Source organism: Sphingobacterium sp. NPDC055431 (assembly GCF_053644255.1).
The window spans coordinates 24,834-40,587 of record NZ_JBSHLH010000014.1 but is presented as its reverse complement, the minus strand read 5'-3'; the positions used below and the strand labels follow the sequence as shown (position 1 = coordinate 40,587).

Sequence of the window (15,754 nt, the reverse complement as noted above, 5' to 3'; positions counted from 1 at the left end):
CCAATACCTTATCTATTTCTTTCATTAGTCGATCTGTTTCTGTTATTGCTACAATCATACGTCGATAATGTAGCACATCATCAAAGTCTAATTCGCGGTCTTTACGGCGTTTTTGTGCGGCTTGATAACCCCCAATATAATTTCTTACCAAATAAGACAAGTAGGAATTAGTTAATAATAACGGTTTAAACTGTGTTAAATTTAATTAAAATATGTGAAAGGAATAATTTATATTACGAAAATTTAATACTCAACTGATCATAAATTATGGACGCTTTATTAGAAGTAAATAAAATAGTAGAATACTTATTTCCTCTCAAAGAGAAGCTTCACGAGTTATATAATTGGAATGCGAAAATTGAAAAATTAGTCGATTTTGAAATAATAAATAATGATGAGCTTGAAAATTGGAATTTGCTTTCTAACTATGAAAAAGAATTAAATATCAAACGTACATTAAATCAATATTTAGCGAATGTAGAGTCAGATAATTCTATTGAATCTAAATTTCATCAAGTTTGTTATTGGATAATTAAAGACTGGGGTGGGATAAATTTAAAAGAAGATAAAGTGAAACCCTTGGTAGATCAATTTTTACAGATGAAAGACGCAGGTTTTGACAAAATAGCAAGTATTTCAAAAGTTGCTTCTTTTATGTTTCCAGAAGAATTTATAATCTACGATTCAAGGGTCGCTTATTCTTTAAACTGGATAATTCTTAAAACCGATGCAGGAAATAAATACTTCCCTATCCCCGAAGGTAGAAACTCAAAAATGACTTCATTTGATATGAATACATTAATTCATATCAAACATGCTAATAATTTTTTTACTGACAATCATCAAGAGCTATTAGGTAAAAATAAATTTATAAGTAATAGAGATCAGATTATCTACTTTGATAAACACGATGCTTACAAACGCCTTAATAGATTAATTATAGATATAAGCAACAAATTATGGGATGGCGATTTAGAAAAAAAACACAAACTATTCTATACAGAGATGTTATTGTTTTCTATAGCGGATAACTATATTTTTCAAGACATTGTGAAACATTTTATGGCAAACAATTCTATTTTCCATAATTCAACAAAATAAAATATACAATGAAATAAGATAGAGATTGAAACCTACAAGCTCGAATAAATAATCATTTATGTCGAATTACAGGTATCGAAAAGGACTATTATCAAAGTCTTTCAATAAATGATATTTTAGAATTAAAAACGGTATTAGCTGATATAAATAATACACTAACATACAAAACGTCCATGTATGCTGTTGAGTGGTTGACAGACATTTTTAACCTAGATAAAGTTGATAGCGAAAAATTGGTAAATCAAATAATAACCACAAAACCGAATAGTAATGGTTTTGATATTTATATTATCAAAGAAGAATTAAAACTTGTAGCAGAAGTAAAATGTATAAATCCAATAAACCTCGGTAGTAAGTTTGGATCCGATCAGAAAAACTCAATAATATCAGACTTAAAAAAACTTAACAATGGAAAGGTAAAACGAAGTGGGGATAGTGTTATCAACAATACAAAAGATTTTTACAAAATTTTGTTTTTCTTAGATACTGATAATAGAGTAAGTAATGCAATTCATGATTTAGTCGTTAAAACTGATTATAAAATTAAAATATTAACAACCGAAACTTCTACCATGTTAGATAAAGAACATATTTACATAAAAATATTATCCGGGTTAGCGGTTTAAAACTGTGTTAAATTTAATTAAAATAAAGTAAATTATTTCTTTTATTTTACCGTTACAGTAATAAAGATAATTACACCAATTAAATCGTTAGCGGTCACCCAAATACAGACCACAGCAATAACACAAAACTAATGCACAACACACAACTAAATAAAGTAGTTTTTCATTCAAAAGAAGATATGGCAGGTGGACATTACCTTCAAAAAGGTGAACATATTTTAAGAGCTAATATTTGAATTGGTATTAATTCTTGATTTTCTTATGAGCTTCAAAAATTCATCAATTTCATTCTTATCTAATTCTATAAGCTCTAATATTGAGAAATCTTCAAAATCTACTAAATAATCATAAGACAATGATATATTCTCCCTTTTACTTTTTTCAAAATAGTTTAACAACTTCAAATTGATAATCTATTGTATCAAAACGCACAGGAAACTTAGTAAACTCTTTAAATTGATAGATTTTATGCTTGCAAGTAGTCATCTTCTTTACTGTACTTTCCGCTTTAGTTAACTTAGATATATTAATGAATTCTTCAAAGGCATCAAAGAAATCAATAGCTACAAATCTATTATTTGACTCAAAGCGTTCAAAAACTGCTTTTCTGAAAATTCAAAATTATTGTATTTGAAGAACTCAAAAATCTTTTCAACCTTATCTTTAGTTTCAAAAATTGTTTTATTCCAGTCCCTATATTCCTTGGCATAAGGATGGCCTTTTGAATAAACTATGGTCTCTGTTTCGTTATCCCAATTGTCAATTCCTGCTTTAACATCAATATTTTTACTAATACGAATCTTCTCATGTTTCACTACCAATCTAATTGGCGCTATTCCAATTTTTGACATTCTGTCTTTTCTAATATCAAAATTAAATCTCATTGTAACGAACTTTAATATAGGGGATTATACAGGGGGCAGAATTTATATTAAAGCCAGTTAAAGTAGATTTAAAACATTAAAAAAAATTCATAACAAACTGTATTTCAATACACTAAAGTGTATTAAAATAATATAAAAAATCAAATAGGAACAGGTGGGCGCACAGAACAAACTCCCTCTCCATTAAATGGTTGAGGGTTTTTTGTTGGAACTAAGCAACAATAAAAGAAGCGTAAGTATAATTCGGCATTAATATTTTTTGATATAGAACCCTATCGGGGTTCAATTATTTTAGCATACATGGCACGTTAGCCTGGAGGTAGTGCAAAAAGATGTTCGATTAATCGAACATCTTTTTGCATTAGCCCTATTTTGTTTGATACCATTTCTAAAATAATTCTGCCCTTCTAGGGCAGTAAATCACAAAAATAACTTTCCCTTCCTGGTGTCAACCTGAGGCACGAAGGTTCTCGGAACCATACAAACAACGATTGAATTTGCAAACAGGTCATCCATCCTCGATGGATAATGACAAGCAGGTTTTGAGACAATTCCGTACATATTATTCACGATTCGTCCAGAATAGTAAATGTCTCTGAGAGGGATTCAGAGCGCAGCGAAGAATCTATTTTTTATTATTTTTTAGAATTGTTATCATTGTGAATCGTAAGATGAACAAACTATTTTCAAATTAGGTATGGATAGTTCCGAGACAATCGGGAAACCATCAGTGTGACACAAAAAGGGAATTGAAAAACATTTCACCCACGCTGTGGGTTATCCTTTGAACGCTATACCTTTCTACAAAGATGTCACCCCCTCTAGGGGTTCTCCTTCAATCGATTCAACCTTCTACAAAGATGTCAGTCCCGCTTGTGGTTTTGGATTAGAAGAATTAGTATTTAGACATGTTGGACCAAGTTGGTCCTTTTTTATACCTCTAGTTTTTGGAGAATATTCTTGCCATTGAGAAGATTTGTTTTTAAAATATTAGAAGAATCTGCTCATAAAATGATAAAATAACCCTATTTTTTTGACTGAAAATTTAGGAATATAGTAGGGGTTTTATTCGAGGCATGTTCGAGAATGATTCGGGAATAGTATTGGAATACTATTGCTCATTTTGCGAATTTTCAATATATGTCTCGAATGAGGTCAGAATTAAGGCTGCAAGTATTGGCTAAATATAAAAAGATAAAGGTTAAGGTCCTGTTTCCAATTTTTATCAATTTGGAAAAGTTTTCGTTTGGCAGGAGTCTAAATACTAAATACTCCCTACTAAACACTAAAAAAGCCGCTTTAAGCGGCTTTTTTCAGTACCTCCGGTAGGAATCGAACCTACATCATCAGAACCGGAATCTAACATTCTATCCATTGAACTACGGAGGCGGCTCGCCAAAAATAATACTTTTTATGGGTTTTATATAACAATAGCCTGCTGATTTTAGCAAGCTATTGATTTTGAGCCTCTCAATATATTAATGACCTTCGTGGCCTTCAGCTACAAGGTGGAATTCCACTTTAAGATCTAGGTCGTTTGCACCTCCGAATTTGTTGAAATCTGGATTGAAGATATCAGTTTTTGGGTTGATCGTATTCTTAACACCCGGGTTTAAGTGACGCATCAAATAACGGAACGTAAAGCTGTCTGAAGCTTTCAAAACGGTGATATATCCTGTAATACCGACGTTAGCGGCTTTTCCATCGGCTGTCTTGTCGCTGTATTCAGCTGCAAGGGTACCTGCTGGCGCTCCTAAAAGGAATGCAAAATGCTGATCGGCACGGTCGATGAAGGTCTGCTGACTTTCGCGACCTGCGAAATCCTTAACCATGAGGTTGAATCGGTATGATTTACCTACTTCCAAATGAACATGAGCGCCAACTGGTGGAAGGAATTTCTCGCCTGTAAACTCCACTTTTTCGATCTCAGGGTTCGTGATATCATGGTAGTGGTAATGGTCATCGTGTTTTTCAGCTTCCACTTCGGTAAAGGTCAAAGTTGCTGCGCTTACTTCTTCTTGGTCTACTTCAGGAGTAGGGTCGTCTTTCGAACAAGATTGGAAAGTGAAGAAAGAAGCAAATATGAATAAAATAAAAATGTTTGATTTCATGATGTGAATTTTTTAGAATTTATAGTTAAGTGATAGAATAAAATTCCTTCCTGGTCGGTGAGCATAGTACCTAAATCGGTCCATATAGTCTTTGTAGCTTGTGTTGAAAAGATTTTCAACGGCCAAGGAAAGTTGGAGCTGTTGCTTATTAATAGTTAGTGGATGTGTAATATATGCATGAAATAAGTGGTATGCGGCTGGGGGAGCAACGTAATCCGTTCCTTCAGTATACCTATTTTGTTTGGCTACATACTCATGGCTCAGTTTGATATATCCTTTTTCAGGACCAGCATAATACCACTGTACGGCATTCTGTATCCTGTCTGATGGGATATAGGGCAAGAAAGTATCGGTACTGATGTTCTTGGCCCGCACTAGGCTAGCTTGCAGGGTGTATTGAAGGATTGGCATAAACTTCCATTGCAATTGAAGGTCTGCACCATAGAATAGCGCTTTGTCCTGTCCGTAACTAAATACTGGAAAGGTACCACGGATGGTCTGGCGCACAGAATCCGGATTAGGAGCAGCATAGATATAATTATGGATATATTGTCCAAAGACATCTGCTGTCAAGGCTAAAGTTTCAGATTTATGGGAAATGGAATGAACCCATTTTAATCCTTGCTCTGCTTTGAGGTCCAAGTTTCCGATTTCATAGATGCCGGCACCGTGGTGTACACCATCGCTGTACAGTTCGTTGGCCGTAGGAGCACGCCAAGCAAGACCAATGCTGCTTTTGTATTGCCAAGTAGGATTGATGTTGTACGCTGCAGCAATGGAGCCAGAGAAGTTATGGAAGCTTCGCGTATCCTCCAACAAATATTGCTGAGGGACTGACTGTTCTTTATCGGTATATTTATAACGATATCCTGCTGCGTCGAAATACCGATAGTCGTAGCGCCAACCTGCTTCCAATAGCCATTTGTCGAATTGGAATTGATGGATCCCGAAAATGCCCAGGGAATAATTATCGAAGTTAGGGATGATAGGAGTGGTGCCCGTTCCGGCGGTATTATTGTTTACCTGATTACCTAGATCGATCCCAAAACTATGCGATCTAGCCTTCAGCATCACTTCGAGTTGTTGTGTGGTCAATACCATATCCGACATGGGAATATTGTCTGCAACTGCTCTGCGCATATCAAATTCCTTCCTATGGTTCTGCTGGAAAGAATATTGGGCTTCCAGTTGAAGTCCGCTGTTCAGTTTGTATTGATATTTTAATTTCCCTAATTGATGGGTTACATCTTGTTTAGGGGCATTGATCTTATAGCTGAAATCGTATTTTTCAAATGGTTCCCCATTTTCTATCCGCGCATAGATATCTTCGATACTTCCTATATGGGCTCCATAGAAAACCCCCAGTTCAGTTGAAAATCTGCTGTAATATGCTTCCAAGAAATTGTTTTCCTTGCGGTACTGTACCGTTCCGGAGAAATTGATCTCTTCAACGCCGGTATTTCCCAATATATAATTTGGAGTCCTGCTATCGCCAAGTTTTTTACCTGAACCTTGAAGTTTCCAAGCTAAGCCTTCGATGGATTTAATTCCGCCTTGTAATTGTAAGTTGGCAGATCCACCGCGTCCAATGGACTGGGCAATAAGATCGGCTCGGCCGTGGAATTTGTTAGGGTCAATTTGCTGTGCTTTCGCGATCAAAACTCCACCCAATGCATCAGCGCCATAGCGAACTGCCTGCGCACCTTTGATGACTTCAAATTCATCTGCAGTAAAGGGATCCATTTCAGGAGCATGTTCCATTCCCCATTGCTGTCCTTCCTGTTTCACGCCGTTGTTCAAGAGAATAATCCTGTTGGAATGCAAACCATGAATGACCGGTTTTGCCACTGAATGGCCTGAATTAAGGATGGAAACACCCGATAGCTGAGAAAAGACTTCAGCGGCTAACTTACCTTTGCTTTCTTCGATCTGTTCCTTATCGAGCTTAGCCCTTACGGCTGCACGCTGTTCTTCAACCTGTGCAGAAACATTTACAGCATCGATTTTCTCGGTAAAGCTTTTTAGCTTGATTTTCAGCACTGTATCGTTGTCCACATGGATGGGTTGTTCAAAGCTTTCATAGCCTAAGGCCGTAACTTTTAGCGTAAGATGCTGATGTCCTTGGCCAACTTTGATCTTAAAGTTTCCATGAATATCGGATGAGGTACTGATGTCGGAGTTTTGGATACTGATATTTGCTGCAAATATCGGCTGATCCTGCTCGTCCATGACAATACCTTTTATATATTGATTGGAGTTGTCCTGAGCTACAGCGCTATTTATTAGAAATAGGATGAGCACAGTCCATGCATATTTCAACATGTATTGTTATAAAAAAGGGTATTAAATGCTATATATTACACGTTTGTGGTAAAATACGCATGGGGAGGGGCCCGGAGGCTTTTGCTGGATTTGGGTTCCAATATTGGAGCTTCAAAAACTAGGATGCTTTGAATGCTATTTAATAGAAAACCTTTCGGATTAGATTCCCAATGGAAGGGGTTTTCAATCTGTATGCCTTGCTGAAAGAAAAGAAAACAATAGTGACAGTCCTCTCCGTGGGAATGATCGTGCTGATGTTTATGGTTTACTTCGCAGGCATCTTGGTTTTCATGGGAATGATCATGGCGGTGCAAAACGATCAGGCTGATGGAAAGGAACATGATGCCAATCCATAAGGATGATATTACCTGTTTATACGACCTCAATAATCTAATCACAGTGCAAAGATAAGTTAAATGCAATGCTGTTGCAAATTAAATTAAACTTTGTTGCATTATGACCTAGGGTGAAACTGGGTAATTACACTTTGTAGGTATTCTTTGTCGATGTGAGTATAAATTTCGGTAGTCGTAATGCTCTCATGGCCAAGCATATCCTGTACTGCCCTTAAGTCTGCACCACCTTCCACAAGATGGGAGGCAAAACTATGGCGAAAGGTGTGGGGGCTGATCTCTTTGCTCAGACCAATTTTATTGGCGAGATCTTTAATGATCAAATAGATCATGACTCGGGACAATGGTGCGCCCCTGCGATTTAAGAAAACATAATCTTCTTTGCCAGGTTTGATTACCTGATGTACACGGATCTCTTCCAAATAAAGCTTTAGGAACTTGATCGCTTGCTGACCAATAGGGATCAGTCTTTCTTTATTTCCCTTTCCTTCCACTTTTATGAACTCCACATCAAGGAAGAGATTCGATATTTTGAGGTTGCAAAGTTCGGAGACCCGAAGTCCACATCCGTAAAGGATTTCGAGAATGGTTTTGTTCCGCATGCCTTCTGGAGATGAAAGATCGATGGCAGCGATAAGTTCGTCGATTTCTTGGATGCTGAGAACAGCAGGGATTTTTCTGGAAAGGCGAGGGGACTCGATCAATTCAGCTGGATTATTTGGAAAGCCATGTTCAATCTGAAGGAATCCGAAGAAAGTCTTAATGCCAGAAAGGAGTCGGGCTTGGGTGTATTCAGAAACGGCGAATTCATTGATCCATTGCAGAAATTGCTGTATATGTTGGGTTTGGAATTGCTTCAGTTCAATTTGTTGTAATTCGGCAAAACTCTGAAGTTTTTGGACGTCATTTAAATAGGCGGCAATACTATTGTCACTCAATCCTCTTTCCAATAATAAGTAACGTTTAAAATCCCTTTTTGTCAGTTCCCAATCCATTTGTTAAAAATATATAATTCTATAGTTTGAATAGAAGATTTGTTTTAAAGCTAAATAAATTTATTGTAGATTGCTTTCCAAATATAATTTAGTAACCATTCTAGTAAATTTTTTTTGAAATTATGAAACTTCTAAAACCCTTGGCATTAGCATTTTTATTGCCTTTTGCAACAGAAATGGCTAGTGCTTATGTGCCAACAAACTTTAACCCAGAGGCGAAGGTCATCTTGATGAATGACTCCCTGAAATGGGACGCTAAATTGCCATTTGATAAAGATGTTATTAAAGGCAAGTTAGCAAATGGATTTCAATACTATATACGCAAAAACTCGGAACCGGAAAAACGTGTGACCATGTACTTGGCGATGAAAGTCGGTTCTATCCTGGAAAATGAAAAGGAATTGGGATTGGCGCACTTTATGGAGCACATGAACTTTAATGGTCTTAAACATTTCCCTAAGAATGATTTGATTGACTATTTGCAAAAAGCAGGTGTCCGTTTTGGATCGGACTTGAATGCCTATACCAGTTTTGATGAAACTGTCTATCAATTGCCTATTCCTTCTGATGATCCTGAATTGTTAAAAAATGGATTACAGGTAATGCGTGATTGGGCACAGGATGCCTTATTGGAAACCGACGAGATCAATAAGGAGCGTGGCGTAATCATGGAGGAGATGCGTGGTGGTAGAGGTGCTCAGCAGCGTATGCGTGATCAGTACATCAAAGTGATGTTGAATGGCTCGCGCTATGCAGATCGTCTTCCTATTGGAACGGAGCAGGTGATCATGAACTTTGATCCGGAAGTTATCCGTAATTTCCATGCTGAATGGTACCGTCCTGATCTGCAATCCTTAATTATTGTAGGGGATGTAGATCCTCAGCAGATGGAGGCGGAAGTGAAAAGATTGTTCTCGGACATGAAGGTTCCTAAGACCATCAAACCGCGTACAGAATACAAGGTTGATCTATTAAACAAGAACCAATTCATTAAGGTAACAGATCCAGAAATGACCTATACGGTTGGTCAGATCATGATCAAGCACCCAGAGGAAAAGGCAAGTACGGTCAAAGACTATAGGAGAGAATTGTTGAAAGATGTTTTCAACCAAATGATCAATGCACGTTATAGTGAATTAAGCCAATCTGCTAATCCTCCTTTCATTCAAGGTGGTGTGGATATCTCGGGATTCCTTGGCGGATTGGATAATTTAGGTGCATTTTTCGTTTCTAAACCTGGACAGTTCGAAGAAGGATTTAAAGCAGTGGTCAGAGAACTTGACCGTTTCCAAAGGTTTGGTTTTACAGAAACTGAATTTAAACGCGCTGTCAGCTCGATTGCGAAAAATAATGAGACTTCTTATGTGGAGCGTGACAAAAGAAAGTCAGAAAGCTATGTAAATGCTTATCTGAACCATTTCTTGAAGGATGGTCCTGCATTGAGCAATGAAGATCGCTATGAAATCACGAAACAATTATTGCCGACATTGACACTAAAAGAAGTGGAAGCTGTTGGAAAGGAATTCTATCAGGATATAAACCGAGATGTTTTGATCTTGGCTCCGGATGCAGAGAAAGACAAACTTCCTGAAGAAGCCGCTGTAAATTCATGGTTTGCAGCTATCGAAAAGGAAGATCTAAAACCGTATGATGATAAGGTTTCTGATTTACCAATGTTATCTAAGACGCCAGTGAAGGGTTCGATTAAATCTGAAAAATCTATCGACGGCATTGAAACCAAGGAATTGACCTTGAGCAATGGCGTTAAGGTTTTATTGAAACCAACCAAATTCAAGAATGATCAGATCATGATCTCTGCTTATAGCCCAGGTGGTACTTCATTATATTCAGATGCTGATTATATGTCTGCAACTTTTGCTGGAAATTTAGTGAACAGTTCCGGTATCGGACAATTGAATACCGTGGAATTGCAGAAAAGCTTGACCGGCAAGGAAGTCAACATCAGTCCGTACATTACGGAGCGTTCTGAAGGATTGAGAGGTGCTACAGACAAGGAGAGTTTGAAAACTGCCTTCGAAATGGTCTATGGATACTTTACCGAGCCTAGAATTGAGGATGATGTGTTCCAAAGTACCATTAGCAAGCAAAAGGACATGATGGCAAACCGTGAAAACGATCCAAACTTCGTTTACAGTGATGCTATACAGCGTACGCTTTATGGAAATAGCATCCGTCGTGTTCCTTATGGTATTAACGAACTTGATAAAGTGAACCAAGCTAGAGCGTTAGAGATCTATAAAGATAGATTTGCCGATGCTTCTGATTTTACTTTTGTGATTGTTGGTTCCTTCACTGAGGAAGAAATCAAACCATATTTAGAAGAATATGTTGCTTCATTGCCAACAACAAACCGTGATGAAAAGCCTAAGGACCTGAACCTTTATGAAAAAAATAAAGGAGTTGAGAAGATCGTAAATAAAGGTAAAGAGGCGAAGGCCATGGTTCGTTTGACCTTATATGGAGATTATACCTATAATGAGCAGGAGAACATCAATGCAAGCGCTGTGGAGACTATTCTAACCAATAAATTGATCGAGCGCCTTCGCGAGGAAGAAAGTGGTGTTTATGGAACTGGAGCAAGGTTCTCCTACAGTAAATTCCCTAAACCAAGATATTCCTTCCTGATCGTTTTTGGAACAAGTGTGGACAAATACCCTTCCTTGATCAACTCATCCATGGATGAGATCAAAAAGTTAAAAGCCAATGGTCCATCACAGGTTGATCTGGATAAGTTCAAGATTGAAGAAAAGCGTCAGTTGGAATTAAGCCTAAGGGAAAATGGTTTCTGGGCAAGTGAAATACTTGGTTCAGTTCAGAATCAAACGGATCCAACCAATGTTACCCGTTATCTGGAAGAACTAGATAAAGTAACCGTGGAGTCTGTCAAAGAAGCCGCAAATAAGTACCTGAAAGAAGAAGACTTCTATAAGTTTATTCTCCTTCCGGATGCCACTAAATAAAAACAATAGCCCCCGCCTTAAAACGGGGGCTTTTTGTTTTTAGACAGTAAATGGATTTGAACCAGGATGGAAGGGATTGGAGGATAGACCAAGATCATGGATTTGAACCAGGATGGAAGGGATTGGAGGATAGGCCAAGATCTAGGAATGAACCAAGATGGAAGGGATTGGAGGATAGGCCAAGATCTAGGAATGAACCAAGATGGAAGGGATTGGAGGATAGACCAAGATCATGGAATGAACCAGGAACCTAAGGATTAGAGGATAGACCAAGATTGCAGTAATATGGGGTTTGAAAGGTGTCAAATTTGGTAGGTAAAGAACCCCTTTTGGGGTTCCATTATTTTAGCAGACATGGCACGTTAGCCTGGAGGTCGCGCAAAAACGCTGTTCGATTAATCGAACAGCGTTTTTGCATTAACCTTATATTGTTCGATACCATTGCTAAAATAATACTGCCCTTCTAGGGCAGTATGCCGTAAAAAAGATATTTTTCTGGAAATTAAACTTGGGATTGCTTAGCTAGAAACATAGTTCTAACCAACTTGTAATTGGTAAGCACGAAAATTCTCAGAATAAACACAGCATACTTCTTTATGAAATTTTATGTTAGCCATTTTGGCGTACAGTTCCTCAATCGAAGATTGAGGATTACATTTTTTTTTAAAGAATTGGGAGTGCGATAATAGTTTTGCTGCTCTAGCCGTTCCGACGTCTTGTTGTCTTATGTCTAATGTCTTGTGTCTAATGTCTAACCACCTTATTTCTCCTTCATCTTCACGTATTTATGTGAATAGCAATCAAAGCAGTCTTCTTGTAGGACAAGGGTGCTATCTTGTCGGTAAACAAATACCTTATGTGGGGCTTCATTGAGCAGCCAGCTGTCCTTGTTATTGAGCATGGACTTGGTCAGGGTGAGTTTATAGGGCAGGGTGGAAGTCAGTTCACCATTTTCGTAGTAGTACACGCTGTCTTTTGTTATTTGCAGGTGCTTGATTTCCCGAGTGGATTCGGGTGTTTTCGTGATTCCGGCAAATCCGCCAGAGGTTTCAATCCATTGCCAGTTCCCCATGATTTTTGGAGGTTTTGTGCTGCTGCCCTGGTTGCTTGCGCAGGCAGCCAAAAGTGGGATGAAGTATATAAAATTGAGCTTTTTCATAGATTTTGTTTTTAGCCATATTGTCTAAAATAAGTAAACGGTAAAATATTTCAATTGTTTTGATTAGATGGAATACCTTAATTTTTAGCTATGATTTGAACCTGAAAAATTATTTTAATAAAAAACCCATTTTTCATTAATCTTTTGACTGTTTCGATTGTCATAAAACATATATTTACATTTATTAACTGTTTGATAAAAATTATGAAATCACATTCTATTAAAATCATTGCTTTTTCATTATTCGTATTTATTTCGTGCTCAAAAGAAAATAATATTCCTATACAGGAAGATGAAGAGCAGTATAAATTTGTTTCTATTGCTGTTGATGATAAAAATGATGAATTTTTGGTTGATGAGCTTAATGCAGACCAGATTTATCCAGGAAGGATATTCAATTTAAAAAGTCAACAAAATGGATTTGACTTGGATTATTTTGATGCGTATAAAAAGCAACCAATAAGTTTCAGTATCTCTCAGATGAATCTTGCTTTCGAGAATGAAAAATTTGAAAGTTTCAAGCAGTTTCAGGACCTTATGATAGAAAATAAAGATAGAGCGGTAAAATATTTGGAATCAACTGCTGGTTCTGGACTATATTTTAATGATTTCAATATGTTTAAGGGCTATTTTGTTAATGTGAAGGAAAGAGATCTATTCTATAAGGAGATGTTGGGTTACAAAGAAGTAAAGAACAGCGTATTTGGTTTTGATAAAAGTTTGACTGTAAACCCACGAATGGATTTACCTGATCAAAATGAATTGATCTTGCAATCTGATTATGACAAAATAAAAATCAACAATCCTGATCTGTATTATGTTAATTGGGTCTATTATGGTCTGGTTTCTTATTATGTCCTGCAATCAGACTTTCCTCAAGCGGAATTTGTTAATGCATATGAAAAATGCGTAAAGGATATTAAATTATCTGCCCAAGAAATGAAAGTTTTAGATGAAACAAGATTCGTTGTTTATCATCGTAATAGTGGCATGAAAGAAACGTTGATTGAGAAGGCGACAGGAGCTGAAAAAATCAATAGTTTATTTAAACGTTGGACAAAGATTAAAAAGGAAAGTATTTTGGAATTGAATTATCCATTATATTTTACAGCTGTAAAATTGGGTAGTTTCAGTAAATATTTTCAGGAGTATAAGTATGATTATATGACAAAGCAATTAGTTGTTAACTAATCAGCATATAGGATTAAAAAAAAGCTCCAATGATTATTCATTGGAGCTTTTTTATTGTTTTGTTATGTTTATTCGAACCAAGCCAAGACTTCGTCTTTTGTTGGCATGGTAATATCTAATTTCATTTTTTTACGCATTCCGCCCAAGTCATTGAAAACTTTGTTTGGGTTAGCTTCTTTGAGAAGTTCAATGGTCGTGAATCCCATTTTTTGAAGTACGGGAACCCATGCTTCAGGAATTCCTTGTTCTACATAATCAGCTGTTGAAGCAACTTTAGCAACTTTTTCAGGACGCATCTGAGGGAAGAATAGCACTTCTTGGATCGAAGGGTTGTTGGTCAGGAACATGATCAATCTGTCCATTCCTATACCTAATCCTGAGGTAGGAGGCATACCGTATTCCAATGAACGCAAGAAATCCTGGTCAATGAACATGGCTTCGTCATCACCTTTCTCAGATAGTTTTAGTTGATGCTCGAAACGTTCTCTTTGATCAATAGGATCGTTAAGCTCAGAATATGCATTGGCAATTTCCTTACCGCAGACCATCAGTTCAAAACGTTCTGTCAATTCTGGATTGTCTCTATGTTTTTTTGTCAATGGAGACATTTCGATAGGGTAGTCTGTGATAAATGTAGGCTGGATAAAGTTCCCTTCACATTTCTCTCCGAAGATTTCATCGATCAACTTTCCTTTACCCATCGTGTCATTTACATCGATTCCCATGCCTTTTGCTGCCTGGCGGATTTCATCCTCCGATTTTCCTGTGATATCAAAACCGGTGAACTGTTTGATAGCATCCGTCATGCTCACCCTAGGATAAGGCGCTTTGAAATCAACCCGATGCTCGCCAAATGTAGCTTCTGTAGTACCGTTTACCGCGATTGCACAGTGCTCTAATAGATTTTCTGTGAAATCCATCATCCAGTTGTAGTCTTTATAGGCTACATAGATTTCCATAGCGGTAAACTCCGGGTTATGTGTTCTGTCCATACCTTCATTTCTGAAGTTTTTGGAGAACTCATAGACTCCATCAAAACCTCCAACGATCAATCTTTTCAGATAAAGTTCATTGGCGATACGCAGATACAATGGGATATCCAATGCATTGTGATGGGTAATGAATGGACGTGCAGCCGCTCCACCAGGGATTGCCTGTAAGATCGGAGTCTCTACTTCCATATATCCAGCGTTGTTGAAGTATTCACGCATGGCGTTGAAAAGCTTCGTACGCTTAACAAAAATCTCTTTATTATGGGAATTTACGATCAGGTCAACATAGCGCATTCTATAGCGTTGTTCTGGATCTGTAAAGGCATCAAAAGTCTTTCCGTCTGCTTCCTTAACGATAGGAAGAGGTCTCAAAGCTTTGGTAAGTACCTTTAAGGTTTGGACGTGGATACTGATTTCTCCCGTTTGGGTAGTGAACACAAAACCAGTGATACCAATGATATCACCGATATCCAATAACTTTTTGAATACGGTATTATATAAGGTCTTGTCTTCGTCAGGGCAGATGTCATCACGTTTTACGTAAGCTTGAATACGTCCGGTCGAATCTTGAAGTTCCAGGAATGAGGCACTCCCCATCACACGGCGACTCATGATACGTCCGGCAAAACTGATGCTCTTATAGTTGATCTTATCTCTTTCGTAGTTTTCTAAAATATCTTCAGCCGTAGCATTTACTTTGAACTCTTCAGCAGGGAAGGGGTCAATGCCTAGGTCGATCAAGGCTTTCAGGTTTAGCCTTCTTTGTTGTTCTTGTTCAGATAATCCGATGCTCATTTTACGTACAACTTATAATGTTGTGCAAAAGTATGAAATTAGAACTATTTAATGATGCTTATGAAGAAAAAAGGCTTGTATTTGACGGGATTTGTTTACTTTTGTAATTCTGCTGATGAAAATCCTCGGAAATGTATTTGCTGATTCAAAGGCAAGTAGAACTTATTCACAGGTGTGGAAATGAATTTGTTTATGTTTTTTGTATTTGAATGAAAAATAAATTATCTTTGCACCTCAATTGTTG

General features: G+C 37.2%; 12 protein-coding genes and 1 tRNA gene. 6 read left to right on the top strand and 7 right to left on the bottom strand.

All coding sequences use genetic code 11. The features are described 5' to 3' along the window. Positions 1 to 267: 267 nt before the first annotated feature. Together ACWIB3_RS13015 and ACWIB3_RS13010 are read left to right on the top strand one after the other, a co-directional pair. Entirely contained in the window at positions 268 to 1,101 is an 834-nt protein-coding gene (locus tag ACWIB3_RS13015; RefSeq protein ID WP_454291809.1) for a hypothetical protein, read from the top strand. A 173-nt stretch (positions 1,102 to 1,274) separates the two neighbouring features. Next, entirely contained in the window at positions 1,275 to 1,727 is a 453-nt protein-coding gene (locus ACWIB3_RS13010) for a hypothetical protein (protein ID WP_454291808.1), read from the top strand. 563 nt (positions 1,728 to 2,290) lie between these two features. On the opposite strand, the gene ACWIB3_RS13005 is transcribed toward ACWIB3_RS13010, so the two are convergent. From ACWIB3_RS13005 to ACWIB3_RS12990, 4 genes are all read right to left on the bottom strand, one after another. Then, positions 2,291 to 2,611: a hypothetical protein gene (locus ACWIB3_RS13005; protein WP_454291807.1), complete on the bottom strand. Its 321-nt coding sequence runs from the start codon at positions 2,609 to 2,611 to the stop codon at positions 2,291 to 2,293. Between the two features lie 1,317 nt (positions 2,612 to 3,928). Further along, positions 3,929 to 4,000 (bottom strand) — tRNA-Arg (locus tag ACWIB3_RS13000). 89 nt (positions 4,001 to 4,089) lie between these two features. Then, positions 4,090 to 4,722 (bottom strand): hypothetical protein, encoded by a 633-nt coding sequence (locus tag ACWIB3_RS12995; protein WP_454291806.1) that lies wholly within the window; start codon positions 4,720 to 4,722, stop codon positions 4,090 to 4,092. Between the two features lie 12 nt (positions 4,723 to 4,734). Continuing rightward, a complete protein-coding gene (locus ACWIB3_RS12990; protein ID WP_454291805.1) occupies positions 4,735 to 7,044 on the bottom strand; it encodes a TonB-dependent receptor in 2,310 nt (769 codons plus the stop codon). A 170-nt stretch (positions 7,045 to 7,214) separates the two neighbouring features. Between ACWIB3_RS12990 and ACWIB3_RS12985 the strand changes: the two genes are divergently transcribed. Next, positions 7,215 to 7,400 (top strand): hypothetical protein, encoded by a 186-nt coding sequence (locus ACWIB3_RS12985; protein WP_254527292.1) that lies wholly within the window; start codon positions 7,215 to 7,217, stop codon positions 7,398 to 7,400. Between the two features lie 98 nt (positions 7,401 to 7,498). Here ACWIB3_RS12985 and xerD read toward each other — a convergent pair whose 3' ends face one another. Beyond that, entirely contained in the window at positions 7,499 to 8,392 is an 894-nt protein-coding gene (gene xerD, locus ACWIB3_RS12980; RefSeq protein ID WP_313259404.1) for a site-specific tyrosine recombinase XerD, read from the bottom strand. A gap of 122 nt (positions 8,393 to 8,514) precedes the next feature. Here xerD and ACWIB3_RS12975 point away from each other — a divergent pair, with 122 nt between their 5' ends. Beyond that, complete coding sequence (locus ACWIB3_RS12975) at positions 8,515 to 11,373, top strand: M16 family metallopeptidase (protein WP_454291804.1); 2,859 nt, start codon at positions 8,515 to 8,517, stop codon at positions 11,371 to 11,373. A 96-nt stretch (positions 11,374 to 11,469) separates the two neighbouring features. After that, positions 11,470 to 11,634 (top strand): hypothetical protein, encoded by a 165-nt coding sequence (locus ACWIB3_RS12970; protein WP_454291803.1) that lies wholly within the window; start codon positions 11,470 to 11,472, stop codon positions 11,632 to 11,634. A gap of 499 nt (positions 11,635 to 12,133) precedes the next feature. On the opposite strand, the gene ACWIB3_RS12965 is transcribed toward ACWIB3_RS12970, so the two are convergent. Beyond that, positions 12,134 to 12,532: a hypothetical protein gene (locus tag ACWIB3_RS12965; protein WP_185212244.1), complete on the bottom strand. Its 399-nt coding sequence runs from the start codon at positions 12,530 to 12,532 to the stop codon at positions 12,134 to 12,136. A 204-nt stretch (positions 12,533 to 12,736) separates the two neighbouring features. Here ACWIB3_RS12965 and ACWIB3_RS12960 point away from each other — a divergent pair, with 204 nt between their 5' ends. Continuing rightward, positions 12,737 to 13,723: a hypothetical protein gene (locus ACWIB3_RS12960; protein ID WP_454291802.1), complete on the top strand. Its 987-nt coding sequence runs from the start codon at positions 12,737 to 12,739 to the stop codon at positions 13,721 to 13,723. A gap of 68 nt (positions 13,724 to 13,791) precedes the next feature. On the opposite strand, the gene lysS is transcribed toward ACWIB3_RS12960, so the two are convergent. Beyond that, entirely contained in the window at positions 13,792 to 15,510 is a 1,719-nt protein-coding gene (gene lysS / locus ACWIB3_RS12955) for a lysine--tRNA ligase (protein ID WP_454291801.1), read from the bottom strand. Positions 15,511 to 15,754 lie beyond the last annotated feature (244 nt).